Origin of the sequence: Conexibacter woesei Iso977N, assembly GCF_000424625.1 — a bacterium.
In the GTDB taxonomy this organism is placed as follows: Bacteria; Actinomycetota; Thermoleophilia; order Solirubrobacterales; family Solirubrobacteraceae; genus Baekduia; species Baekduia woesei_A.
In genome coordinates this window covers 113,292-136,975 of the sequence record NZ_AUKG01000004.1, presented here as the reverse complement: position 1 = coordinate 136,975, position 23,684 = coordinate 113,292, and the positions used below count along the sequence as shown (strand labels likewise).

Below are 23,684 nucleotides of genomic sequence, written 5' to 3'. Positions count from 1 at the left end.
GATGAGCGTCGTCGGTGTCGTCCTCGCCGCCGGGCCCGGCTCGCGCTTCGGCGGCGCGATCAAGCAACTGGCGCCGTTCCGGGGACGGCCGCTGGTGACGTGGCCGGTGGCGGCGCTGCGGGACGGCGGGGTGGACGACGTCGTGGTCGTCCTCGGTGCGCACGCGGCCGAGGTCGCACCGGTCCTCGACGTGCCGCACGTCGTCGCCGAGGACTGGGCCGACGGCGTCAGCGCTTCACTGCGGCGCGGGATCGCGGCGGCGGCGCGGCGCGGCGCGGACGCGGTGGTCGTCGTGCTCGGCGACCAGCCGCTGCTGTCCGGCGCCGCGGTCGCCAAGCTGCTCGACGCACGGGATCCGGACACGGCGATCGCCGTCCGCGCGACCTACGACGGCGTCCCCGGCCATCCGGCGCTGATCGAGTCCACCATGTTCACCGCGATCGCCGAGTTGCGCGGCGACACCGGCGCGCGCGAGCTGCTGCGCGGCGCCGCCTTCGTCATCTGCGACGGCCTCGGCTCGCCGGCGGACGCCGACACGCCGGACATGCTCGCGCTACTGGCGACGTAGGACGCGGCCCGACGGCTCGCCGACGACCTGCCCGTCGAGCGCGATCGTCTCGCCGCGCAGGATCGTGCGGACGACGTGGCCGCGTAGTGTCATGCCGGTGAAGGGGGAGAGGCGGTGGCGGTCGCGGAGGTCGTCGCGCGCGACCGTCCAGGACGCCGCGGGGTCGAGCAGGGCGAAGTCGGCGTCGGCGCCGACGACCGGGACGCCCTTGCCCTTCAGCCCGAAGCGGCCCGCGGGCGCGGCGGCGAGCAACCGCATCAGGTCGGCGCGCTGGAGGCCGCGCTCGGCGACGCCGTGGTGGTACATCAACGCCAGGAGCGTCTGCGCGCCGGGGATCCCGCCCCAAGCGGCAAAGGCGCTGTCGCCCTCCTTCAGCGCGGCGGGCGACGGCGAGTGGTCGGTGGCGATCAGGTCGACGTCGCCGTGCAGCAGCCGGTCCCAGAGCGCGTCGACCTCCGCGCGCGGGCGCAGCGGCGGCGCGCACTTCGCCGCGGCGCCGATCCGGACCGCGTCGTCGGCGTCGAGCACGAGGTAGTGCGGGCAGGTCTCGCAGGTCACGTCGACCCCGCGCGCCCGCGCCTCGGCGACCAGCGCGACGCCGCGCCCGGTCGAGACGTGGACGACGTGCAGCGCGCAGCCGGTCTCGCGCGCGAACAGCAGCGCGCGCTCGATCGCCTCCAGCTCGGCGACGACCGGCCGCGACGCCAGGTAGTCCTCCATGTCGGTCCGGCCCGCCGCGACCGCGCGCGCCGCCAGCCGCGAGGTGATCGTGTCGCTCTCGGCGTGGACCGCCACCGGCAGGCCGAGCCGCGCCGCGCGGCCCATGCCCTCCAGCAGCGTGAGGTCGTCGGCCGCCTCGAACTCCTCCACGCCGGAGGCCGACATGAAGGCCTTGAAGCCGACGACCCCGCACGCCGCGAGCTCATCGAGCCGGTCGAGCGACCCGGCCGGCGTCAGCCCGCCCCAGAGCGCGACGTCGACCCGCGCGACCCCGCGTGCGGCCGCCTCCTTGGCGGCGAACGACGCGCCGTCGAGCGTCGGCGGGATCGCGTTGAGCGGCATGTCGACCGCGGTCGTCGTGCCGCCGCAGGCCAGCGCCGCCGTGCCGGTCGCGAAGCCCTCCCAGTCGGCGCGGCCCGGGTCGTTGAGGTGCACGTGCGCGTCGACCACGCCGGGCAACACCATCAACGCGCGGGCGTCGACCTCCTCGCGCGCGCCGCCCTCCAGGTCCGGGACCAGCGCGGCGATCTTGCCGTCGATCACCCCAACATCCGGATCGCCGCCGCCGCGCCGGATGATCAGGTCATAGGCCTTGCTCACGCGAGCCCGCGGACCATGTCGTACAACACGTCCAGCGCGGCCTCCGCGTCGGCGGGCGCGACGTCCTCGTCCGGGTGGTGCGACAGCCCGCCCGCGCAGCGGACGAACAGCATCGCGACCGGGCACAGCGCGGCCATCGCGACCGCGTCGTGGCCGGCGCCGGAGGGGATGCGGGGCGCGTCCACGCCGCGCGCCGCGGCCGCCGCCTCCAGGCGCGCGGTGAGGTCGTCGTCGACCGCGACCGCCGGGTTGTCGAGCCGAACGTCCCACTCCATGCCGAGCCCGCGCCGCGCGGCGATCGCGTCAGCCGTCTGGTGCAGCGACGCGACCGCATCGGCGCGGATCCTGTCGTTGGCGTGGCGCACGTCGAGGAACGCGATCCCGAGCCCCGCGACGACGTTCGGCGCGCCCGGCCGGACGTCCATCTTCCCGACGGTCGCCAGCAGCCCCTCGGTCGAGCGCGCGGCGTCCTCGCAGGCCAGGACCATCTCGGCGACCGCCGGCGCGGTGTCGCGCCGCAGCCGCATCGGGACCGTCCCGGCGTGCCCGGCCTGGCCGGTGAACCGGACCTCGACGCGCGTCGCGCCCGCGATCCCGGACACGACTCCCACGGGAACGCCGCGGTCCTCCAGGACCGGCCCCTGCTCCATGTGGACCTCGACGTAGCCGAGGATCCGCTCGCCGTCGCGGCCACGCGCGGCGTCGGGCACGCCGCGCGGGTCGCCGCCGAAGGCGATCAGCGCCCCGCGCACGGTGCTGCCGTCGTCGTCCCGGACGTCGAAGAGCGCGTCGTCGAACGTCCCCGCGACCGCGCGCGAGCCCAGGTACGCGGTCCCGAAGCGCAGGCCTTCCTCGTCGGCGAAGCCGAGCACGTCGAGCGCGAACGGCAGCGACGCCCTCTCACCGCGCAGCCGGTCGACCAAGGCAATGGCCAGCACAACGCCGAGCGGCCCGTCGAACGCGCCCGCGTCCCGGACCGTGTCGAGGTGCGACCCCAACAACAACGTCCCGGCCTCCGGACCGCCGAGCCCGGGCCGGCGGCCGACGAGGTTGCCGGCGGCGTCGAGGCGCGCGGTCATCCCGGCGTCGCGCATCCACGCGCCGACGAGCGTGTTGGCGCGCTGCATCGCGGGCGTCGCGTAGCGGCGCGTGAGGCGCCCCTCGTCCTCGCTGACCCGCGCCAGCTCGCGGCAGCGCGCGACGATCTGCTCGCCGTAGGACATCAAGAACCGCGATAGGTCGAGTACGACCACGGCGCGACGAGCAGCGGCACGTGGTGATGCGCCGCGGCGTCCGCGACGCCGAAGGCGACCGGGACGACGTCCAGGAACGGCGGGTCCGACGCCAGACCGGACGCCGCGAAGTACGGTCCCACCGCGAACCGCAGCTCGTAGCCGCCGACCTCCAGCGCGTCGGTCAGCGGCGCGCCGGTCCGGCCGTCGGCGTCGGTCACCGCGGCGCCGACCAGCGCGCCGTCGCGCCACAGCTCGACCCGGACCCCCTCTGCCGGCCGTCCCGCGGCCGTGTCCAGCACATGCGTCGTCAAGCGTCCGCTCACGCACGCCATTCAACCACCCGCCGCGCTGCGCCGGGGCCGTTGGACCGGCGGTCGAGCCGGTTCATCTCCGCGTCCATCTACACCGCGCCGCGCCGCAAATACCGTCGGCGCCTTGCGGACCGACCTGCACTTCTACGCCACCGCACCGATGCCCGACGCCGGCGCCGGGGCGCCCGCACCGACCGACCGGCGCATCACCAACGACGAGGTCGTCCACACCTACGAGTCGATGGAGCACTGGGCCAAGCTCGCCGACGAGCTCGGCTACGACACGCTCTGGCTGACCGAGCACCACTTCCAGCACGAGGGCTACGAGGTCACGCCGAACCTGATCCTCTTCGGCCTGCACCTCGCCGGGATCACCAGGAACCTGCGGATGGGCCAGGCCTTCAACGTGGTCCCGACCTGGCATCCGCTGCGGCTGGCCGAGGACTTCGCGGCCGCCGACATCCTGACCGGCGGCCGGATGGTCTTCGGCGTCGGCCGCGGGACCGTGCCGCGCGAGTCGATGACGCTCGGCGCACCGGTCGCCTCGGGCGACAACGAGATGTCCAAGCGGTTGGACGACCTCAACCGCGAGCGCTTCGAGGAGGCGATGGAGGTCATCCAGCTCGCCTGGACGCAGGAGCGCTTCGCCTACCACGGCAGGCACCACGTCTACCCGCCGCCGGGGATCCCGGACCGCGGCGCGACCGTGACCGAGCTGACGCTCGTGCCGCGCCCGACGCGACCGGTGGAGATCTTCCAGCCGGTCGGCTCGCCGCGGACGCTGAGCTACGTCGCCCGGCAGGGCTTCCACGGCGTGTTCGCGCTGGCCAGCCCGGCCAAGCTCAAGCGCGCGTGGGACCTGTTCGCCGACGAGGCGGCGGCCGTCGGCCGCGACCTCGCGCCGGGCGAGGCGCGCGCGATGCAGCTGATGGTCCACGTCGCGCCGACGACCGAGCAGGCGCTGGCGCGCGCCCGGCCCGGCCACGACGAGTACGTCAAGTTCCTGGCGCCGTACGGCCGCTTCGGCCTCTACGACGGCGACGACCTGCCGTTCGGCTACGCCCCGACGCTGGAGGAGACGCGCGCGTCGCGGGCGATGGCGATCGGGTCGGTCGAGGACGTCGTCGAGGTCCTCGGCGAGTTCCGCGACCTCCTGGACCTCCGCCACGTCCTGCTCTTCCCCGAGTTCCCGGGCCTCACCCGCGAGGAGATCGACGAGCAGCTGGTGCTGCTCGCCGAGGAGGTGCTCCCGCGGCTGGGGATCGAGCTCGGCGCCGGCGCGGCGACGCCGTGAGCGAGGCCACCATGCTGCTCCTGCGCGATGGGGTGGACGGAGAGGGAGCCCGGGTCGACGTCCGCGTCGATCCGGGCTCCGGACTTGTTGTGGAGGTCGGTGCGGCGCTGACACCCGGCGACGGCGACGCGACCCTGGACTGCGCCGGGATGGTCGTGCTGCCGGCACCGGCCGAGCCGCACGCGCACCTCGACAAGGCGCTGTCGGCGGGCGCGGCGCCCAACCCGGCCGGGGACCTGCGCGGGGCGATCGACGCCTGGCACGCCTACCGGCCGTCGCTGGACGCCGAGGAGATCCTGGGGCGCGCGCGGGAGGCCGCGCACCGCTTCGTCGCCGCGGGCGCGACCGCGATCCGGACGCACCTGGACGTCGGTCCGGGGATCGGGCTGCGCGGGCTGGACGCGCTGGTCGCCTTGAAGCGCGAGCTCGCCGAGCAGGGGCTGTGCGACCTGCAGTTGGTGGCCTTGATCTCGCCGCCGCTGACCGGGCCGGAGGGCGAGAGCAACCGCATGTTGTTGGCCGCCGCCCTCGAGGCGGGCGCCGACGTCGCGGGCGGCTGCCCGCACCTGGACCCGGACCCCGTGGGCGCGACCGCGGTCGCGCTCGACGCCGCGGAGGCGGCGGGCGCGCCGGTCGACCTGCACTCCGACGAGACGCTCGACGCGCGCAGGCTCGCGGTCCGCGACCTCGCGCGGATGGTCGTCGAGCGCGGGTTCGTGGGCGGCGCCGTCGCCTCGCACTGCGTGTCGCTCGGCGCGCAGCGCCCGGCGCTGCAGGCGATCGTCGCCCGCGAGCTGGCCGACGCCGGCGTCGCGGTCGTCACCTGCCCGCAGACCAACCTGTACCTGCAGTCGCGCGGCGTCGCGCAGGCGCCGGCGCGCGGGTTGACCGCCGTCCGGGCGCTGCTCGACGCGGGCGCGATCGTCGCGGGCGGCGCCGACAACGTGGGTGACCCCTTCAACTGCGTCGGGCGCCCGGACCCACTGGAGACCGCCGCGCTGCTGGTCACCGCCGCGCACCTCACGCCGGCCGAGGCCTACACGCGCGTGTCCGGCGACGCACGCGCCGCGCTCGGCCTGCCCGCCGTCGCGCTCGTGCCCGGCGCGCCCGCCGAGCTGCTCGCCGTCCGCGGCGAGTCGCTGGCCGACGCGCTGGCCCGCGGCTCCGACCACCGCTTCGTCATCCATCGCGGGCGGTGCGTGGCCCGCACCGAGGTCCGCACCGCGCTCGCGCCCCTGTCCAACGTCCCAGCACTGATGCCATGAGCCCCACAGCAACCATGTCCACCACCTTGACCTTCGACGCCGTCCGGATGGAGTTCCCGGACGGCACGCTGGCGGTCGAGGACGCGTCGTTCTCCGTCGCGCCCGGCGAGCTCGTCTCGATCGTCGGCCCGTCGGGCTGCGGCAAGTCCACGTTGTTGAAGATCGCCGCCGGCCTGCTCGACGCGACCGGCGGTGAGGTGGGCGTCGGCGACGGCCACCTCGGCTACGTCTTCCAGGACGCGACGCTGCTGCCGTGGCGCACGGTGCGCGGCAACGTCGAGCTGCTCGGCGAGCTGGAGGGGATGAGCAGGGCCGAGCGCCGCGCCGCCGCGGCGCAGGCGATCGAGTTGGTGGGGTTGAAGGGGTTCGAGGACAAGTACCCCAAGTCGCTGTCGGGCGGCATGAAGATGCGCGCGTCGCTGGCGCGCGCGCTGACGCTGCAGCCCTCGACGTTCCTGTTCGACGAGCCGTTCGGCGCGCTGGACGAGATCACGCGGGAGCGGTTGAACGACGAGCTGCTGGCGCTGTTCGAGCGTGAGCGCTTCGCCGGGCTGTTCATCACGCACTCGATCGCCGAGGCCGTGTTCCTGTCGACGCGCGTGCTGGTCATGAGCGCGCGGCCGGGACGGATCGTCGGCGACTTCGCGGTCCCGTTCGCCTACCCACGGAGGCCCGAGCTGCGCTTCGACCCGGCCTTCGCGGAGCTGAGCGGCCGCGTCTCGGCCGCGCTGCGGGGAGCGTTCGCATGAGTGCGTTCCCGGTGTCCGGGACCGACGCGGCGGAGGCCGCCGCGCAGGCCGAGGCCGAGCTGGCGCCGACCGCGCTGGGCGGGGCGGGCGGGCGGCTGGCGCTGCGCTCGCGCGGCGCGTCGCTGATGTCGGTGGTCCTCCCGCCGTTGTTGGTGTTCCTGGTCGTGCTGGGCGCGTGGATCCTCGTCAGCCAGGTGATCCTGGCCGAGGACAAGCGCTTCCTGCTGCCCGCGCCGTGGGCGGTCGTCAACGTGGCGTTCCTGGACGCCCACAACCGCGCCGAGCTGTTCACGGGCCTGTGGCTGACGACGAAGGCGGCCATGGTGGGGCTGGTGCTCTCGATCGTCATCGGGATGGGCACCGCGATCGCGATGTCGCAGGCGAAGTGGATCGAGCGCTCGCTGTACCCGTACGCGGTGGTGCTGCAGACGATCCCGGTGCTGGCGATCGTCCCGCTGATCGGCTTCACGCTCGGCTACGACTTCTCCAGCCGCGTGCTCGTGGTGGTGCTGATCGCGCTGTTCCCGATCATCACCAACACGTTGTTCGGCCTGCTCTCGGTCGACCAAGGCCACCATGATCTGTTCAGCCTGCACCGCGGCGGGCGGGTCACGCGCCTGTTCAAGCTGCAGCTGCCGGCGGCGATGCCCGCGATCTTCACCGGCCTGCGGATCGCCGCGGGCGCGTCGGTGATCGGCGCGGTCGTCGGCGACTTCTTCTTCCAGCAGGGCACGCCGGGCATCGGCGTGTTGATGAACACCTACGCGTCGGAGCTCGAGTCCGAGCGGCTGTACGCGGCGGTCATCTTGTCGTCCTTGCTGGGGATCGTCGTGTTCCTGGCCGTCACGTGGCTGGAGCGCCGCGTCGTCGGCCGCTGGCACACGGCCACACGCGGCACCCGTTGACACGCACACACGCCATGGAATGGAGCCCATGACCAGGTCCTCTCGCATCACCGCGCTGCTGATGGCGCTCGCTCTCGGATCGATCGGGGCTGCCGGCTGCGGCAGCAGCGACGACTCCTCGGGCAGCAGCACGTCCTCGGCCGGGGCCACGACGGCCGCGGCCGCCGCTCCGGCGGCGGACAGCGCCACCAGCCTCAAGGGCGTCTGCCCGTCGACGGTCGTGATCCAGACCGACTGGAACCCGGAGTCCGACCACTCCGAGGCGTACGCGCTCGCCTCGCCGGACGGCACCTACGACAAGGGCAAGAAGCGCTACACGGCCGAGCTGATGGCCCAAGGCAGGGACACCGGGGTGAAGGTCGAGATCCGCGCGGGCGGTCCGGCCACCGGCTTCCAGAGCCCGACCCAGCAGATGTACGTGGACAAGTCGATCATGTTGGGCTACGCCAACACCGACGAGTCGATCCAGAACTCGAAGAAGCTCCCGACCGTGTCGGTCATGGCGCCGCGCGAGCACTGGGCGCAGGTGCTGATCTTCGATCCCAAGACGTACAACTTCAGGACGATCGCCGACATCGGCAGGACCGACACCAGGGTCCTGTACTTCAAGTCCAACGTGTACATGGACTACCTGACGGGGGCGGGGATCCTGAAGAAGTCGCAGGTGGACTCGTCCTACGACGGCAAGCCTGCGCGGTTCGTGTCGTCCGGCGGCAAGCTCGTGCAGCAGGGCTTCATCACCGCGGAGCCGTGGCAGTACGAGCACGAGGTCAAGCCATGGATGAAGCCGGTCTCGACGCTGTCGATCGAGCAGTCCGGCTACCCCAACTACGGGGAGACGCTAGCCGTCCGCAAGGGCGACCTGGCCAGAGACACGCCGTGCCTGAAGAAGCTGGTGCCGATCATCCAGCAGGCGCAGGCCGACTACGCCAAGGACCCGACGGTGGCCAACGGGATCATCGTCAAGGCGGCCGCGGAGTACAACAACGGCTGGGTCTACCCGGCGGCGCTGGCGGCCTACGCGGCCAGGGCGCAGGTCGACAACAGGATCATCAGCAACGGCGATGACGACACCTTGGGCAACATCGACGAGGCCAAGGTGCAGAAGATGATCGACATCGTCACGCCGATCTACAAGAAGAACCACATCACGATCGCCGACGGCCTGAAGCCGGCGGACCTGTTCACGAACGAGTTCATCAAGCAGGGCATCGGGTTGTGACGTACGCCGAGGCGCCCGGGATCGACTTCGGCGATCCCGGGCTGCCGCGGCGGCTGCACGCTGTCGTCGCGGCGCTGCCGCCGCTCGTGGAGCTGGGGCCGGGGCGGTGGATGGTCACCCGCTATGCGGACGTCGCGGCGCTGTTGAAGGAGCGGGTGCTGCTGGGCACCGACCTGCACGCGGTGCGCGGCTACGACGCCGCGCGGCCGTTCGGCGCGGGCAGCGCGCTGGAGCGCTTCCAGGAGGGGTTGTTGATCAACCTGCCCGCCGCCGAGCACCGGCGTGTGCGGGGCGCGTTCACCCGGCCGTTCACGCGGGCGCGGGTGGAGGCGACGATGACCGCTGTCGTCGCCGGCTTCGCCGACGCGTTGCTCGGCGCGCTGCCGGATTCCGGGGAGGTCGACTGGGTGGCGGCGGTCGCCGGCCCGCTGCCCGCGATGGTGTTCCGGACGCTCTTCGGCCTGCCGGAGGAGGACGCCGAGCTGTTGATGGCCTGGCTGCATGAGGACACGGTGGCGATCGACGTCCTGCTGGACCCGCGGCTGGTCGCGCCCGGCGACCTCGAGCGCGGGCAGGCCGCGATGCTCGGGTTGTGCACGTACTTGGAGGCGTTGGCGCTGCGGCGGCTGGAGGAGCCCGGCGACGACCTGCTGTCGTGGCTGTGCGGCGCGCACCGTGCGGGCGCGCTGACCTGGGACGACGTCCTGACGCAGGCGATGGAGGCGCTGGCCGCGGGGACCTCGACGACGCAGACGTTGTTGTCCGGGATGGTCGAGGCGTTCGCCGCGTTCCCGGAGCAGTGGGATCGCGTTCACGATGACCTTGGGTTGGTCGGGCCCGCGGTCGAGGAGACGCTGCGGTGGGTCTCGCCGGCCTTGACGATGGGGCGCGTGGTGGTCGAGGACTTCATGTTGCACGGGGTGGAGCTGCGCGCGGGTGACGTCGTCCAGTGCGCGGTGCTGGCGGCCAACCGCGATCCGGACGCGTTCGCCGATCCCGACGCGTTCGACGTCGCGCGCACGCCGAATCGCCACGTGGCCTTCGGCGGCGGCGTGCACACGTGCCTCGGCGCGCACGTCGCGCGCCTGGAGGCGCGGGAGGTCCTGCGCCGGGCGGTGGCGCGCTGGCGGCGGATCGAGGTCATCGAACCGGGCGAGCTGCACCCGACGCTGATGATCCGGACCTACCGGTCGCTGCCGGTGCGGCTGGTGGCGCGATGATCCTGGCGGGCGTCGACCTGCTCGTCACACCGGGCGACCTGCGCGTGGGCGTGGACGTCGCGCTGGAGGACGGGCGGGTCGCGGCGATCGCGCCGGCGGCCGCGTCGCACCCCGGCGGCGCCGACGTGCTCGACGGCCGCGGGCTGCTCGCGGTCCCGGGGCTCGTCAACGCGCACACGCACTCGCCGGAGAACCCGATGCGGGGGCTCGGCGACGGCCTGGCGCTGGAGCCGTGGCTGGCGCGGCTGATGGGCGAGTCCGGGCCGTACTCCGGGGAGGACCACTACTGGTGCGCGCTGGCGACCGCCGCCGAGCTGCTGCTGTGCGGGTGCACGAGCGTCGTCGACCACGTCGGGATGACGCCGCTGCGGCCGGAGGGCTTCGACGGCGTGATGCGGGCGTATCGCGATGCCGGCATCCGCGGCGGGATGGCGCCGCTGTTCAGCGACCACGACGCGACCGCCGACCTTGCGCGGTCGCTTGGCGTTGTTGGGGTGGATGGTCCGCTGATCCCGCAGATGGCGCCGGCGCTCCCGACGCGCGAGGCGATCGCACTGACCGACGACGCCGTGGCGCGCTGGCACGGCGCGGAGGGCGGGCGGCTGCATCTGCTGACCGGCGCGTCGGGCATCCAGTGGGCGTCGGAGGAGCTGCTGGTGGGGATGGCCGACCTCGCCCGGCGGCGCGGGACGACGATGCAACTGCATGTCCTCGAGACGCGGGTGCAGGACGCGGCGTGCCGGGCGCGGTTCGGCGGCGGTTCCGGGGTCCGGGTGCTGAGCGAGTGGGGCGTCCTCGGGCCGGAGGTGTCGATGGCCCACGGCGTCTGGCTCGATGTCGATGACCTTGACTTGATCGCCGCGGCCGGCGGCGTGGTGGTGCACAACCCGGCGGCGAACACGCGGCTGCGGTCGGGGCGCGCGCGGGTCCGGGAGCTGCTCGACCGCGGCGTCGCCGTCGGAGTGGGTACGGACGGCGCGGCCTCGAGCGACGACCAGCAGATGTGGTTCGCGATGCGGCTGGCGACGCTGATCCACCGCGGGCCGGACGAGGAGCACGTGTCGTCGGGCGACGCGCTGGCGATGGCCACGTCGTTGGGCGCACGGGCGCTGGGGGTGGACGGGCTCGGGACGCTGGCCGTCGGCGCGCCCGCGGACATCGCGCTGCTGGACCGCGCGTCGTTCGGGCTGGCGGGTGCGCGCGACCTGGAGGCGGCGCTGGTCCTGAGCGAGACCGGCGGGTCGGTCCGGCACGTGGTGGTCGCCGGCGAGCTCGTCGTCCGCGACCGGGTGCCGGTGCGCTTCTCGCTCGACGACGTCCACGCGGCGATCGCGGAGCAGCGCGAGCGCCGCCTGCGCGAGCCCGCCGACCCGCGCCTGCCGGAGACGATCGCGCGCATCGAGGCGCTGCGCGCGGCGCTGGCCCGGACGCGCGCATGACCGCGCGGCGAGGGCGCTGCGGGTGCTGGCGTTCCTGGGGTTCTTTCTGACGATGGGGATCGCGCTGCTGGCTAGTCGCTGAAGTACGGCCTACGCGCCTGGCGGGCGTGGCGGCGCGGCGGCTGAGCCTCAGGCCTCGCCCGCGGCGAGGTTGAGGGCGATCCAGGCCTCCATCGCGGCGTCGACGCCCGCGCGGTCGTGGGTGGCGAGGAGGTCGAGGAGCAGGCCGCGGGTGACGGCGATGCCGAGGCGGGCCTGGGCGCGGGGCATGCCGGTGGCGGCGATCGCGTCGAGCCAGTGGTCGACGATGCCGTCGAGGAGCTGCTCGGTGCCGGGCCGGCCCTGGAGGGCCTGGCCGTAGAGCTCGAAGAACAGGCGCTCGTTCGGCCACAGCGCGGGGTCGGAGATGTGCTGCCACCAGGCGCGCATCGCGGTCGCGGGGTCCGCGTCGGGGTCGGGGAGGAGGTCCGGGAGCGCGTCGCGCTGGCGCTGCTCGACGGTCCGGATCACTTCGACCCACAGAGCCTCCTTGGACCCGAAGTGGTGGATCAGCATGCGGTGGCTGGTCCCGATCGCGGCCGCCAGCTCGCGCAGCGAGAGGTCGCTGATGCCGCGGTCGGCGATGTAGGCGATGGCCTGCTCCAGGAGGTCGGCGCGCGGGTTGCGACGGGGCACGGACGTAGTGTACCGTCTGGTACATGACCCCTCCCAAGCCCATTTCCGTCAGCGTGGACGTCCCCAACCCACGCACCGAGGTGTATGACTTCCTCGACGTGATGGCCAACCACGAGCCGTTCACCGACCACATGCTCGTGGACTGGTCCTACGCCGGCCCGCCGCGCGGCATCGGCAGCAAGGCCACCGTCAACTCGAAGTTCGGCCCGCTCAAGGAGCCGGTCTCGATCGAGGTCGTCGCCGCCGAGGCGCCATCACGGATCGTCGAGCACAACATCTCGGCGGGCGGCAGGCGCACGGCCTCCGGCACCTACGAGCTGACCGACCTCCCGGACGGCGGCACCCACATCACGTTCACCTACACCTGGACAACCGCACCCCTCGCCGACCGCCTCCTGTCCCCACTGGTCCGCGGCGCCCTACGCCGAGGCAACATGAAGGCCATGACCCGCCTCGCGGAGCAGCTCCCGGCCGCCTAGCGCAGGGCGGAGAGGACGACGCGGGCGGTGTTGCGGCCGGGCGCTCCGGAGATCCCGGCGCCGGGGAAGGTGCCGGAGCCGGTGAGGTAGAGGCCGGGGATGGGGGTCGTGTAGCGGGTCAGCTCGCGGTCGGTGCCGAGGAGGGCTGAGAGGGGGCCGCCGGCGAAGGAGGGGGCGTAGCCGCGGGGCATCGAGAAGTCGCGCTCGTAGTCCTCGGGGCCGACGAGGCGGAAGCGGCGGATGCTCTCCAGGAAGCCGGGTTCCATGAGGGTGGCGAACTCGCGGAGCCAGCGGTGGGGTTCCTGCGTTGCGGCCCAGCCGCCTTGCAGGTTGTAGGGGGTGAACAGCACCTCGAGCGAGAACACGTGGCCGTCGGCGGGCGCGACCGTGGGGTCGAGGACCGAGGGCGTGTTGGCGAGGTGGAGCGGGTGCTGGGCGACGTGGCCCGCCGCTGCTGCGCGGTGCGCGGCGAGGATCCCGTCGAGGCCGGGCGCGACGACCATCGTGGCGTGCTGGAGCTGCTCGGCGGTGAGGCCGAGGCGGGTGAGGTGGTCCGGATCGACGCGGCGGGGCCGGGGTGGGGTGGCGAGGACGGCGTCGAGCTTGGATTCGTAGCCGTCGCGCGTCGTCCGTGCGCGCCAGCGCTCGACGAGCGCCCGCGCCCGGGCCGGCGGCGCGTGGAGCAGCTCGACGAGCGTCCGCCGCGGGTCGGCGGCCGAGACGACGGTGCCGGCGTCGATGCGGGTCTCGTCGGAGAGCCGCACCCCGGCGACGCGGCCGCGCGCGTCCAACATGATGGTCTGCACCGGCGAGTTGGTGTGGATGGTCGCGCCCGCGGCGACGGCCGCGGCCGCCAGCGCGTCGGTCAGCGCGCCCGACCCGCCGACGGGCCGCCCGACCGGATGCGTGTGGCGCAGCGCGTAGCCGAGCGCGCCCAGGCCCGTCCCCGGCGCCTGCGGCGGCAGGCCCCACACCGCGGGCCCCGTCGTCGCGACCGGCCCGAGCAGCGCGTCGCTCGTGAAGTAGTCCTGCAACACGTCCGCCGCGCTGCGGCGCGAGAGTTTCAGCAGCGCGCCGAGCCCACGCCCGCGGGCCCGCGCCAGGCGGCGCGCGACGCCCAGCGGCGTCGGGACGCCGGCGGTCATCTCCAGGACCAGCCGCGCCGCCGGGAGCAGGTCGGCGACGTAGCGGCGATAGCCATCAACTTGGTCCGGATGGGTGAGCGCGAGCGCCTCCAGCGTGCGATCGACGTCGCCGAACAGCAGCCACGGCGCGTCGCCCTCGGCCCACGGGACCGCCAGCTGCGCCGGGTCGAGGTCGAGGTAGCGCAACCCGTACAACTCGAGGTCGAGCTCCTCGATCACGCCGGTCGACCGGATCAGCTGGTGGTCGCAGTTGCAGATGTTCACGCGCGCGCCGCCGAGCGCCGCGACGGTCGACGCGCACCCGCCGACGCTGTCGCGCGCCTCGACCACGCACACGTCCACGCCGGCGCGCGCCAGGTACGCCGCGCACGTCAACCCGTTGTGGCCGCCGCCGAGGATGACGACCTCGTGGCGCGCCGCGGTCATGCGGCGAGGCGCGCCGTGAGGACGAGGATCTGGTGGCGCGCGACGGTCATGCGGCGGCGAGGCGCGCGCGGAGCGCCGCGGCGAGCGACGGCGCGTCAGCGGTCAGCAGCGTTGAGTCCTGGACGACGAGGCGGCCGGCGACGGCGACGTCGCGGGGGCGGCGGCCGGGGGACGTCCAGAGGAGCGCGGACAGGAGGTCGGCGGTGCCGACGTCGAAGACCGAGGTCATGTCATAGACATTGAGATCGGCCGCGCAGCCCGGCTCCAGCGCGCCGAGGTCCGGACGGCCGAGGCCGACCGCGGACCCGCGTGTCGCCATCGCCAGGCACTCCAACGCGGTCAGCGCGCGCCCGCTGAGCGGCGAGGCCTGCAGCGCCAGGCGCGCGTCGGCGAGCAGGTGCCCGGCGTCGTTGGACCCGCCGCCGCTGGTGCCGAGCCCGACGACGACGCCCGCATCCAGCAGCGCGCCCGCGCGGGCCAGGCCCCAGCCCATCGGCAGGTCGCAGCCGGGGGCGTGGGTCGCGGTCGCGCCGGACGCGGCGAAGCCCGCGAGCTCGGCGTCGGTGATGTCGCAGAGGTGGGCGACGGTCACACCGGCCTCGAGCCAGCCCCAGTCCTCCAGCAGCTCCAGGGGCCGGCGGCCGTAGCGCTCGGCGGCGGCAAGAACATCAACCTGCTCGTTGGCCTGCGTGCGCCGCGGCAGGCCGTGCTTCAGCGCGACGTCGCGCAGCGCCGCGAACGTCTCCGGCCCGTCGGAGTGCACGCCCGCGGGCCCGACCGCGAGCGTGCCCGCGGGCAGCAGTGCCGCCAGCTCCTCCGCCGACGCCGCGGCCGTGTCGGCGTCGTCGCCCGCGGTCCCGCGCACGAAGACGAGCCGCGCGCCGACGCGCTCGGCGGCGCCGGCCGTCGCCTGCGCCATCGCGGCGTGGTCGGCGCCCGCGGGCCACGTGAGGTGGTGGTCGGCGACCGTCGTCACGCCCGACAGGAGCGCCTCCGCCAGCCCGGCCGCCGCCGCCAGGCCGCACAGCTCCGCGTCGACGCCGACCGACCTGTAGGCCTCGTTCATGACGCCGAGCCAGTCGCGCATCGGCACGTGGCGCGTCCCGGGCAGCGTCCGGAACGCGGTCTGCAGCAGGTGGTGGTGCGCATTGACCAACCCCGGGATGACGACGCAGCCGCGCGCGTCGAGCGCCGGGACACCCTCCGGGACGGCGAGCGACGGGCCGACCGCAGCCACCACGCCGCCGACGCACAGCACGTCGGCGTTCTCATACACCTGCTCGCCGGTCCAGACGACCGCCGCGCCGCGGACGAGCAGGTCGCTCATCGCGGGAAGGCGAAGGCGGCGACCTCGGCGAGCGTCGCGGCAGCGGTGGTGAGCATGCCGGCCCAGAGGCGTTCTCCGAGCTCGGCGGAGGCGAGCGTCGGGTCGCCGATGACGCCGTTCTCGGCGAGGTCGTCCGACGACCAGCCGAACGCCGTCGAGCCGCCGAAGCGCACGTGCTCCGCGCCCGCCAGCGCCTCCGGCACCGAGCGCTCCGCGAGCGACATGTCCACCAACTCGGGCGCCAGGTGCAGCATCACCGACGTCTCGTCCCGGCCCGCGTGGACGCCCATCCCCAGCTCGTCGTCGTGCTCGTCGGCCGCGCCGCCGGAGTCGCGCGGCTGCGACGGGTGCATCAGGAACGTCAGCAGCCCGTGGGCCAGCCGCAGCTCGCGGTTGGCGACCGCCAGCAGCGCGCTGTTGCCGCCGTGCCCGTTCAAGAACACCACCTTGCGCGCCGGGAGCGTCGCGAGCGAGCGCCCGAGGTCGTCCAACACGGACAACATGGTCTGCGGCGACAGCCAGATCGTCCCCGGCGCCCAGGCGTGCTCGTTGGACTTGGTGTAGGCCAACGGCGGCAGCAGCCACAGATCCAAGGCGTCGCCGTGCGACGCCACCACCGCCTCGGCCAGCGCGCTCGCGATCACCAGGTCGGTGGAGAGCGGCAGGTGCGGCCCGTGCTGCTCGACCGCGCCCACCGGCTGGATCAGGACCGACGCCGGCGTCAACCGCGCCGCGACCTCCGGCGCGCGGAGGTCGATGAGCGCGCGGCTCATCGATCGAGCACCAGCGTGATGAGCCCCCAGGCCGGGAACGGCGAGGTGTAGGTCTTGCGCAACGGGTCGGCCTCGGCGGCGCCCGGCACCGGGTCGTAGGTGTGGTTCTCGCCCCGGAACGAGACCTGCGTCAGCGCCGGGAACGCGCTCAGCACGCGCAGGCCCATCTCGTGCACGAGGTGCTGGATCGACTCGCTGACGAACGTGTCGAACGTCTCCAGCACGACGGCCAGGACGTCGCGCGGCGCGACATGCCCGGCGGCGACCGCGGCCTCCGGGTCCTCGTGCCTCCAGCGCACGTCGAGGTGGATGTGCAGCGGCCGGTCGGCGCGCTCGGGCAGCGTCGTGTCGTCGTCGCGTGCGAACTTCGTGAACGCGCTGCCGGTGGTCTTCAGCAGCCGCAGCCCGACCCAGCCGGCGTCGTGGGCGACGACGCCGCCGCCCTGGGCCAGCTCGACCCTCACGACCGCGTGGTCGCCGTCCACGCGCCGGAACACCTTGCCGCTCTCCGGGATCCACGGCTGCTCCTCGGCCCACAGCCGCAGCCCCTCCATCTCCGGGTACGTGCTCAGGAACCCGCGCCCCAAGTCCACCAACAAGCCCTCGAGCGTCTCGCCCTCGTACTCGTGCGCGCGCCGCAGGATGACGTTCTTCATCGTGTCGGTCGCCACCACGCCCGAGTTGTCGCCCTCGGTGTAGGCGGCCAGGAAGCCCTGGCCCAGCACCTCCATCGAGACGTCGGCGGCCAGCAGGCGCTCCCCGCGCACCAGGTGCACGGGGACGGAGAGCTTGCCGTAGGAGATGTGGGCGCCGGTCAAGCTGATGTCCTTTCGTCTTCCACGAGGTCGGCCAGCCGCAGCGCCGCGATCTTCGCGATCTCGGCGAGCGCGGTGGCCTCTTCAACATCTACGTCTTGGTCCAGCCGCGCGCGGGCGGCGGCGATGATCGAGTCGACGCCCTCGTGGTCGCGCACGCAGACGACGAACGGGAACCGGAACCGCTCGGCGTACGCGGCGGTCAGCGCGAGCAGGTCGGCGTGCTGCTGGGGCGTCAGGCGGTCCAGGCCCGCGGAGGCCTGCTCGGACGTCGACTCGGGCGTCATCTCGCCCGCGATCGCGGCCCTGCCGGCCAGCTCCGGGTGCGCCTGGATCAGCGCGACGCGCGCCTCGCGCGGGGCGTCGAGCATGACGCTGACCATCTCGGCGTGCAGGTCGGCGACGGACGCGAACGGGCCCCGCCGCCACGCCGCCTCCGCGATCCACGGCGAGTCCTCGAAGACCCCGCCGAAGCGCGCCACGAACTGGTCGTGGCCCAGCGTGGCCGCGTCGTGGATGGCGAGTCGCCGGTGACCCCGGTCGGCGACCCGGCCGCGCGGGGCGGGCGGGTCGGAGCTCATCGCTCGCGGACATTACAGGCCGTGACAAGTGCTGTAGATTCGGCACCTCGACGCCCTGGTCAGGCGCAGCCCGCCCGGGCTCCAGCCAAGGACAGCTCCCTGACCGTCATCCGACCCCGCACCCTCGCCGACGCCCTGGCCGCCCGCGCCGCGCATCGCGACGCGACGGTGGTGGCGGGCGGGACCGGCGTGCTGGTCGAGCTCAACCGCGGCGCGCTGCGCCCGGACACGCTGATCGACCTGTCGGCGTGCGCGGAGCTGCGCGGCGCGCGTCCGGAGGGAGACACCGTCGTCCTGGGCGCGCTCTCCACCTACACCGACGTCCTGGAGCGCCACGGCGCCACACTTCCCGGCCTCGCGCAGGCGGCCCGGACCGTCGCCTCGCGCCAGATCCGCAACCGTGCGACGCTCGTCGGCGCGCTCGTGCTCGGCGACCCCTCCGGCGACGCGCTCGCGGCGCTCGGCGCGGCGGGCGCGACGGTCCAGGTGGCGCGCGCGGGCGAGCCGGTCCGCAGCGTGGATGCGCATGCGTTCGTCACCGCTCCGGGTGCGTGCGCGCTCGGACCGGGCGAGTTGGTGGTGTCGATCACCGTCCCGGTCGCCGACGGCCCGGTCGCCTACGCGAAGGCGGGCGCGCGCAACGCGATGGCGCGCGCGGTCGCGGGCGTGATGGTCGCGCTGCACCCGGCCGCGCGCGGCGGGAGCGCGTGCGCGGTGGGCGTCGCGCCGACGGCGATCCGGCCGGAGCGCGCGGAGGCGTTCCTGGCGGACGAATGGGACCGGCTCGCCGACCCGGACGCCGCGCGCCGCTTCGGCGCGCTCGTGGCGGGCGCGACCGACCCGAGCCCGGACGCGCGCGGCAGCCGCGCCTACCGCCTGCACGTCTCGAGCGTCCTGGCGCGGCGCGCGCTCACGCGGGCGGTGGCCGCGCTGTGAGGCTGCAGGTCGATGGCAAGGCCTATGACATCCCGGACGCGCAGGCCGGGCAGTCGCTGCTGCGCGTGCTCCGCGATGTCCTCGGCATCACCAACGCCAAGAACGCCTGCGAGCAGGGCGAGTGCGGATCGTGCACGGTCGCGATCGACGGCGAGATCGCGTGCGCGTGCCTGGTCCTGGCGGCCCAGGCCGACGGCGCGCGCGTCGAGACCGCGGGATCGCTGGCGAGCAACGACGACGGGTCGCTCGCCCCGCTGCAGGAGGCGTTCCTGGAGGCCGGCGCGGTCCAGTGCGGGTTCTGCACGCCGGGCCTGCTCGTCGCCGCCCGCGACTTCCTCGCGCGCAACCCGGACCCCAGCGACGCCGACATCCGCGAGGGGCTGAACGGCAACCTCTGCCGCTGCACGGGCTACACGAAGATCGTCGAGGCGGTGCGGCGCGCCGCGGCCGCGGCCGCGGGGGAGGAGGCGCGATGAGCACGATCGTCATCGAGGGCTGCGCGATCGCGACGGTCGACGACGAGCGCCGCGAGTACAAGTCGGGGCACTTGGTGATCGAGGACACCAGGTTGGTCGCGGTCGGTCCGGGCGCGGCGGATCCCGACCACACCAACAAGGCGATCTGCGTCATCGACGCGTCCGGCAAGCTCGCGACGCCGGGCCTCGTCAACTGCCATCACCACCTCTACCAGTGGGCGACGCGCGGCTACGCGCAGGAGGCGACGCTGTTCGAGTGGCTCGTCGCGCTCTACCCGGTCTGGCAGCACATCGACGACGCGGTCGTCGCCGCGGCGGCGCGCGCCGGGCTGGCGTCGCTGGCGCGTTCGGGCTGCACGACGACGACCGACCACCACTACATCTTCCCGAAGCACGCGGGCGATCTCCTACAGGTCGAGATCGACGCGGCGCGCGCGATCGGCGTCCGCTTCCACCCGTGCCGCGGCGCGATGGACCTCGGGAGGTCGCAGGGCGGGCTGCCGCCCGACGACGTCGTCGAGGACCGCGACGCGATCCTCGCCGCGTGCGCGGAGGCGATCGACCGCCACCACGACCCGGAGCCGGGCGCGCGCGTGCGGATCGCGCTGGCGCCGACGTCGCCGTTCAGCGTGACGCCCGAGCTGATGCGCGAGACCGCCGATCTCGCGCGCGCCCGCGGCGTCCGGCTGCACACGCACCTCGCGGAGACCGACGACGAGGAGCGCTTCTGCCTCGAGCGCTTCGGCGTGCGGCCGCTGCAGTACATGGACGACCTGGGCTGGCTCGGCGAGGACGTCTGGCTCGCGCACTGCGTGCACCTCAACGCCGACGAGTGCGCGCGGATGGGCGCGACCGGGACCGGTGTCGCGCACTGCCCGACGTCGAACGGGCGCCTCGGCGCGGGGATCGCGCCGGTGCCCGCGCTGCTGCGCGCGGGCGCTCCCGTGGGCCTCGGGGTCGACGGCGCGGCGTCCAACGAGTGCGGCGAGCTGGTCGACGAGATCCGCGCCGCGCTCGTGCTGGGGCGCGCGGCCGCGGGGCCGCAGGCGCTGACCGCCCGGGACGCGCTGGAGCTGGCGACCCGCCACGGCGCGCGCTGCCTGGGCCGCGAGGACGAGTTGGGGCACTTGAGCGTCGGCGCGCTGGCCGACGTGGCGCTGTGGGACCTGGACGAGCCGGGCTACGCGGGGATCGCCGATCCGGTCTTCGCCCTGGCCTTCGGCCCGACGCGCCCGGTCGACACGCTGCTCGTCGGCGGCGAGGTCGTCGTCGAGGACGGCGAGCTGCGCACCGCCGACCCGCTGACGCTCGCCGCCGAGCTGCGGCGCGAGTCGGCCCGGATGGCGGAGGCCGCGCCGCGATGACGCCGCCTCCGCAGCAGGGCGACGCCTGGGCGGCGCAGCACCCGCGGCGTGTCGCGCACACGGGCGCGGGCGCGCCGGGTGACGTCGTGCTCGACGAGGCGACCGAGCGCGCGCATCGCGCCGGGCAGCTCGGCGCGCGGCTGACGCGGACCGACGGGCCCGCGAAGGTCGCCGGGGAGTTCCTGTACTCCTCGGACCTCAAGGCCGACAACATGCTCTTCGGCGCGACCGTGCGCTCGCCGCACGCGGCGGCGCTGATCCGCGGGATCGACGCGCGCGCGGCGCTCGCGCTGCCGGGCGTCGAGGCGGTCCTGACCGCCGACGACGTCCCGGGGCAGAGGCTGATCGGGACCGTCCGGCCCGACCAGCCGGTCCTGGCCTTCGACCGCGTCCGCCACCACGGCGAGCCGGTGGCGATCGTCGCCGCCGCCGACCCGCAGACCGCGCGCCGGGCGGCCGGGCTGGTCTGCGTGGAGTACAAGGCGGTCACGCCGGTCACGTCGTTCGCGCAGGCGATCAGCGACGACGCGCCGGTCGTGCACCCGGAGGGCAACGTGCTGCGGCGCGTCCCGATCGTGCAGGGCGCGCCGATCCCGGAGGCGGTCCCGGACGGGCAGGTCAGCGTGACCGGCACCTATGAGGTCGGCATCCAGGACCAGGGCTTCCTCGGGCCGGAGTCCGGGCTGGCGATCCCGACCGCGGGCGGCGGCGTCGAGCTGCACGTGGCAACACAATGGCTTCATGTCGATCGCGACCAGGTCGCGGACGCGCTCGGGCTGCCGCACGAGCAGGTGAAGGTGCTGCTCGCAGGCGTCGGCGGCGCGTTCGGGGCGCGGGAGGACCTGTCGATCCAGGTGCACGCGTGCATGCTCGCGCTGCGCACCGGGCGGCCGGTCAAGATGTCCTACCTGCGCGAGGAGTCGTTCGCGGGCGGCCACGTGCACCGCCACCCGGCGCTGATGGAGTACGAGCACCGGGCGGATGCGCACACCGGGAAGCTCACGGCGGTCCGGGCGCGGCTGATGCTCGACGGCGGCGCGTACGCGTCGACCTCGACCGCGGTGATCGCGAACGCCACCACCTTGGCGCTCGGGCCCTACGACTGCCCGGACGTCGACCTGCTCGGGACCGTCGTGTACACCAACAACCCGCCGTGCGGGGCGATGCGCGGGTTCGGCGCGGTGCAGGTCGCGGTCGGCTACGAGGCGCAGATGGACAAGCTCGCCGCCGCGCTGGGCCTGGACCCGATCGAGGTGCGGGTCCGCAACGCGATGCGCGACGGCGGCGCGATCCCGACCGGCCAGGCGGTCCGGGGCCCGATCGCGACGGTCGCGTTGTTGGAGGCGTTGAAGGACCACCCGCTGCCGGAGGACCCGGCGGTCGCCGGGGTGGCACGCGATCCCCGCGAGCTGCCCGGCTCGCAGTTCGGCGCGTCGCAGGGCGAGGCGGTCCGGCGCGGCGTCGGCTACGCCGCGGGCTTCAAGAACATCGCCTTCAGCGAGGGCTTCGACGACCCCGCGACCGCGCGCGTGCGCCTGACCGCGCGCGACGGGCGGCCGGTCGTGGAGGTCCACACCGCGGCGGCCGAGGTCGGCCAGGGCGTCGTCGGCGTCCAGGAGCAGATCGCGCGCACCGAGCTGGGCGTCGAGGACGTGGTGATCCTGGCGGCCGACACGACGATCGACTCGGCGGGCAGCGCGTCGGCGTCGCGGCTGACGTGGATGGTCGGCGGCGCGGTCCATGCGGCCTGCGAGGCGGTCCGGACGCTGGCGCTGGAGCGCGTCGGCGGCGACGGGATGCTCACGCTGCGCGACGGCGCGGTGTGGCGCGACGGGGAGCGCGTCATCGACATGGTGGCGTTGGTCGACGGCGGCGCCGCGCCGCTGGAGGCGACCAAGACCTACCGCCACGCGCCGACGTTCCCGCTCGATCCCGTCACCGGCCAGGGCGACGCGCACGCGGGTTTCGCGTTCGTCGCGCACCGGGCAGTCGTTGACGTGGATGTGGAACTCGGTCTCGCGCGCGTCGTCGAGATGACCTGCGCCCAGGACGTGGGTCGCGTCGTCAACCCCATGGCCTTGGAAGGGCAGCTGGAGGGCGGGTCGATCCAGGGGCTCGGGCTCGCGCTGTCCGAGGAGGTGCTGTTGGACGAGGGGTTGGTCCGGACGCGCTCGTTCGGCGCCTACCGCATGCCGACGATCGTCGATGCCGCGCCGGTCGACACCATCATCTTGGAGCTCGGCGACCCCGCCGCTCCCTACGGGCTGCGTGGCGTGGGGGAGATGCCGTCGATCACCTCGACGCCGGCGATCCTCGCCGCGCTGCGGGCGGCGACCGGCAACCCCGTGACGCACGCGCCCGCCTACCCCGAGCATCTTGTCGTCCTTGATCCGGAGGAGGAGCAGCAATGACCGACCGCGGTGCCCTCGGCCTCGGCTACACCGTCATCACGCCCGCCAACCACTACCCGTCGCGGCTGCCGGAGTTCGGCGACCAGCCGGTCGTCAAGCTCGTCACGCCGCGGATGGCGCCGTCGCGCATCGGGCAGTACCTGGTGTCCTTGGATCCCGGTGGCGGGACGACGCAGCGCATCGGCGAGGGCTTCGAGCGGTTCTTCTACGTGTTGGAGGGGACCGTGACGCTGTTCATGGCCGGGAGCGGAAGGACCGCGCTGGCCGCGGGCGGCTACGCCTACCTGCCGAGCGAGACGCCCTACGAGCTGAGGGCCGAGGACGACACGCCCGCGCGGCTGCTGATCGTCAAGCGCCGGTACGAGGCCCACGGCGACCTCGACGCGCCCGGGTCGTTGCACGGCCACCGCGACGACGAGTCGTTCGCGGAGACCGCCGTCGAGGGCTTCACCCGCCGCGAGCTGCTGCCCGTCGGCGACCCGGCCTTCGACTTCAACATGTCGCTGTTGCGCTTCGGCCCCGGCGTCGGCCTCGACAAGATCGAGGTCCACGACGAGGAGCACGGCCTCTGGATGACCGAGGGCGCCGGCACCTACGTCCTCGGCGCCGACGAGCACGAGGTCCAGGCCGAGGACTTCATCTACATGGCGCCCTACTGCCCCCAGGGCTTCACCGCGAGCCCCGCCGGCCCGGCCGAGTACCTGCTCTACAAGGACGTGTGGCGCGACGGCTTCTAGGCGCTAACTGC

At 74.1% G+C, this 23,684-nt stretch carries 23 protein-coding genes; 14 read left to right on the top strand and 9 right to left on the bottom strand.

Features of this window, described 5'->3' with window-relative positions:
• Position 1: 1 nt before the first annotated feature.
• Entirely contained in the window at positions 2-568 is a 567-nt protein-coding gene (locus H030_RS0125105; RefSeq protein WP_027008167.1) for a nucleotidyltransferase family protein, read from the top strand.
• Here the strand turns inward: H030_RS0125105 and allB are convergent.
• Genes allB through uraH form a run of 3 tightly spaced genes read right to left on the bottom strand, consistent with a single transcriptional unit; the run spans position 554 to position 3,455 of the window.
• Positions 554-1,888: an allantoinase AllB gene (gene allB / locus H030_RS0125100; protein ID WP_051223699.1), complete on the bottom strand. Its 1,335-nt coding sequence runs from the start codon at positions 1,886-1,888 to the stop codon at positions 554-556. The two genes, H030_RS0125105 and allB, sit on opposite strands and share 15 nt — an antisense overlap.
• Complete coding sequence (locus tag H030_RS0125095) at positions 1,885-3,111, bottom strand: allantoate amidohydrolase (RefSeq protein WP_027008165.1); 1,227 nt, start codon at positions 3,109-3,111, stop codon at positions 1,885-1,887. Before H030_RS0125095 ends, allB begins: the two co-directional genes overlap by 4 nt.
• Positions 3,111-3,455: a hydroxyisourate hydrolase gene (gene uraH / locus H030_RS0125090; protein WP_035129751.1), complete on the bottom strand. Its 345-nt coding sequence runs from the start codon at positions 3,453-3,455 to the stop codon at positions 3,111-3,113. Before uraH ends, H030_RS0125095 begins: the two co-directional genes overlap by 1 nt.
• 103 nt (positions 3,456-3,558) lie before the next feature.
• Between uraH and H030_RS0125085 the strand changes: the two genes are divergently transcribed.
• Genes H030_RS0125085 through H030_RS0125055 form a run of 7 tightly spaced genes read left to right on the top strand, consistent with a single transcriptional unit; the run spans position 3,559 to position 11,528 of the window.
• A complete protein-coding gene (locus H030_RS0125085; RefSeq protein WP_051223697.1) occupies positions 3,559-4,728 on the top strand; it encodes an LLM class flavin-dependent oxidoreductase in 1,170 nt (389 codons plus the stop codon).
• Positions 4,725-5,993 carry an amidohydrolase family protein gene (locus H030_RS0125080; protein ID WP_155892265.1) on the top strand — a complete coding sequence of 423 codons (1,269 nt, stop codon included), beginning with the start codon at positions 4,725-4,727 and terminating at the stop codon, positions 5,991-5,993. Before H030_RS0125085 ends, H030_RS0125080 begins: the two co-directional genes overlap by 4 nt.
• A gap of 14 nt (positions 5,994-6,007) precedes the next feature.
• On the top strand, positions 6,008-6,742 hold the full coding sequence (locus tag H030_RS0125075) for an ABC transporter ATP-binding protein (protein ID WP_196809270.1): 735 nt from the start codon (positions 6,008-6,010) through the stop codon (positions 6,740-6,742).
• Positions 6,739-7,647 carry an ABC transporter permease gene (locus H030_RS0125070; RefSeq protein ID WP_155892264.1) on the top strand — a complete coding sequence of 303 codons (909 nt, stop codon included), beginning with the start codon at positions 6,739-6,741 and terminating at the stop codon, positions 7,645-7,647. The genes H030_RS0125075 and H030_RS0125070 overlap by 4 nt, the downstream gene beginning before the upstream one ends.
• 28 nt (positions 7,648-7,675) lie before the next feature.
• The gene (locus tag H030_RS0125065) at positions 7,676-8,869 is read left to right on the top strand and encodes a hypothetical protein (protein ID WP_027008159.1); all 1,194 of its coding nucleotides are present in this window, start codon (positions 7,676-7,678) and stop codon (positions 8,867-8,869) included.
• The gene (locus tag H030_RS35035; protein WP_051223691.1) at positions 8,866-10,089 is read left to right on the top strand and encodes a cytochrome P450; all 1,224 of its coding nucleotides are present in this window, start codon (positions 8,866-8,868) and stop codon (positions 10,087-10,089) included. The genes H030_RS0125065 and H030_RS35035 overlap by 4 nt, the downstream gene beginning before the upstream one ends.
• Complete coding sequence (locus H030_RS0125055; protein ID WP_027008158.1) at positions 10,086-11,528, top strand: amidohydrolase family protein; 1,443 nt, start codon at positions 10,086-10,088, stop codon at positions 11,526-11,528. Before H030_RS35035 ends, H030_RS0125055 begins: the two co-directional genes overlap by 4 nt.
• A 129-nt stretch (positions 11,529-11,657) precedes the next feature.
• Here H030_RS0125055 and H030_RS35030 read toward each other — a convergent pair whose 3' ends face one another.
• Positions 11,658-12,203 (bottom strand): TetR/AcrR family transcriptional regulator, encoded by a 546-nt coding sequence (locus H030_RS35030; protein WP_035129748.1) that lies wholly within the window; start codon positions 12,201-12,203, stop codon positions 11,658-11,660.
• Between the two features lie 23 nt (positions 12,204-12,226).
• Here H030_RS35030 and H030_RS0125045 point away from each other — a divergent pair, with 23 nt between their 5' ends.
• Positions 12,227-12,682 (top strand): SRPBCC family protein, encoded by a 456-nt coding sequence (locus H030_RS0125045; protein WP_027008157.1) that lies wholly within the window; start codon positions 12,227-12,229, stop codon positions 12,680-12,682.
• Here the strand turns inward: H030_RS0125045 and H030_RS35025 are convergent.
• From H030_RS35025 to uraD, 5 genes are read right to left on the bottom strand one after another with little or no spacing between them, the layout of a single operon-like run.
• The gene (locus tag H030_RS35025) at positions 12,679-14,253 is read right to left on the bottom strand and encodes a phytoene desaturase family protein (protein ID WP_035129745.1); all 1,575 of its coding nucleotides are present in this window, start codon (positions 14,251-14,253) and stop codon (positions 12,679-12,681) included. The two genes, H030_RS0125045 and H030_RS35025, sit on opposite strands and share 4 nt — an antisense overlap.
• A 46-nt stretch (positions 14,254-14,299) precedes the next feature.
• Entirely contained in the window at positions 14,300-15,580 is a 1,281-nt protein-coding gene (locus H030_RS0125035) for an amidohydrolase family protein (protein ID WP_027008156.1), read from the bottom strand.
• Entirely contained in the window at positions 15,577-16,353 is a 777-nt protein-coding gene (locus tag H030_RS0125030) for a creatininase family protein (protein ID WP_027008155.1), read from the bottom strand. Before H030_RS0125030 ends, H030_RS0125035 begins: the two co-directional genes overlap by 4 nt.
• Positions 16,350-17,171: a hypothetical protein gene (locus H030_RS35020; RefSeq protein ID WP_051223689.1), complete on the bottom strand. Its 822-nt coding sequence runs from the start codon at positions 17,169-17,171 to the stop codon at positions 16,350-16,352. The genes H030_RS0125030 and H030_RS35020 overlap by 4 nt, the downstream gene beginning before the upstream one ends.
• Positions 17,168-17,749, bottom strand: a complete 582-nt coding sequence (gene uraD / locus H030_RS0125020; RefSeq protein ID WP_081691150.1) for a 2-oxo-4-hydroxy-4-carboxy-5-ureidoimidazoline decarboxylase — start codon at positions 17,747-17,749, stop codon at positions 17,168-17,170. Before uraD ends, H030_RS35020 begins: the two co-directional genes overlap by 4 nt.
• Here uraD and H030_RS0125015 point away from each other — a divergent pair.
• The 5 genes from H030_RS0125015 to allE are packed head-to-tail and all read left to right on the top strand — an operon-like array spanning position 17,660 to position 23,673.
• A complete protein-coding gene (locus H030_RS0125015; protein WP_331270985.1) occupies positions 17,660-18,685 on the top strand; it encodes an FAD binding domain-containing protein in 1,026 nt (341 codons plus the stop codon). The genes uraD and H030_RS0125015 overlap by 90 nt on opposite strands.
• Positions 18,682-19,161, top strand: a complete 480-nt coding sequence (locus H030_RS0125010; protein WP_027008152.1) for a (2Fe-2S)-binding protein — start codon at positions 18,682-18,684, stop codon at positions 19,159-19,161. The genes H030_RS0125015 and H030_RS0125010 overlap by 4 nt, the downstream gene beginning before the upstream one ends.
• Positions 19,158-20,525, top strand: a complete 1,368-nt coding sequence (locus tag H030_RS0125005; protein ID WP_027008151.1) for an 8-oxoguanine deaminase — start codon at positions 19,158-19,160, stop codon at positions 20,523-20,525. Before H030_RS0125010 ends, H030_RS0125005 begins: the two co-directional genes overlap by 4 nt.
• Positions 20,522-22,936, top strand: coding sequence for a molybdopterin cofactor-binding domain-containing protein (locus H030_RS0125000; RefSeq protein WP_081691148.1), 2,415 nt, complete (start codon positions 20,522-20,524; stop codon positions 22,934-22,936). The genes H030_RS0125005 and H030_RS0125000 overlap by 4 nt, the downstream gene beginning before the upstream one ends.
• Positions 22,933-23,673: a (S)-ureidoglycine aminohydrolase gene (gene allE, locus H030_RS35015; RefSeq protein ID WP_051223686.1), complete on the top strand. Its 741-nt coding sequence runs from the start codon at positions 22,933-22,935 to the stop codon at positions 23,671-23,673. Before H030_RS0125000 ends, allE begins: the two co-directional genes overlap by 4 nt.
• Positions 23,674-23,684 lie beyond the last annotated feature (11 nt).

Coding starts and splice junctions, on each gene's coding strand:
- H030_RS0125095 (WP_027008165.1), bottom strand. CDS start 3,111: ATGTCCTACGGCGAGCAGATCGTCGCGCGCTGCCGCGAGCTGGCGCGG.
- H030_RS0125105 (WP_027008167.1), top strand. CDS start 2: ATGAGCGTCGTCGGTGTCGTCCTCGCCGCCGGGCCCGGCTCGCGCTTC.
- H030_RS35025 (WP_035129745.1), bottom strand. CDS start 14,253: ATGACCGCGGCGCGCCACGAGGTCGTCATCCTCGGCGGCGGCCACAAC.
- H030_RS0125055 (WP_027008158.1), top strand. CDS start 10,086: ATGATCCTGGCGGGCGTCGACCTGCTCGTCACACCGGGCGACCTGCGC.
- uraD (WP_081691150.1), bottom strand. CDS start 17,749: ATGAGCTCCGACCCGCCCGCCCCGCGCGGCCGGGTCGCCGACCGGGGT.
- uraH (WP_035129751.1), bottom strand. CDS start 3,455: ATGGCGTGCGTGAGCGGACGCTTGACGACGCATGTGCTGGACACGGCC.
- H030_RS0125030 (WP_027008155.1), bottom strand. CDS start 16,353: ATGAGCCGCGCGCTCATCGACCTCCGCGCGCCGGAGGTCGCGGCGCGG.
- H030_RS0125035 (WP_027008156.1), bottom strand. CDS start 15,580: ATGAGCGACCTGCTCGTCCGCGGCGCGGCGGTCGTCTGGACCGGCGAG.
- H030_RS0125065 (WP_027008159.1), top strand. CDS start 7,676: ATGACCAGGTCCTCTCGCATCACCGCGCTGCTGATGGCGCTCGCTCTC.
- H030_RS0125070 (WP_155892264.1), top strand. CDS start 6,739: ATGAGTGCGTTCCCGGTGTCCGGGACCGACGCGGCGGAGGCCGCCGCG.
- H030_RS0125075 (WP_196809270.1), top strand. CDS start 6,008: ATGTCCACCACCTTGACCTTCGACGCCGTCCGGATGGAGTTCCCGGAC.
- H030_RS0125000 (WP_081691148.1), top strand. CDS start 20,522: ATGACGCCGCCTCCGCAGCAGGGCGACGCCTGGGCGGCGCAGCACCCG.
- allE (WP_051223686.1), top strand. CDS start 22,933: ATGACCGACCGCGGTGCCCTCGGCCTCGGCTACACCGTCATCACGCCC.
- H030_RS0125005 (WP_027008151.1), top strand. CDS start 19,158: ATGAGCACGATCGTCATCGAGGGCTGCGCGATCGCGACGGTCGACGAC.
- H030_RS0125045 (WP_027008157.1), top strand. CDS start 12,227: ATGACCCCTCCCAAGCCCATTTCCGTCAGCGTGGACGTCCCCAACCCA.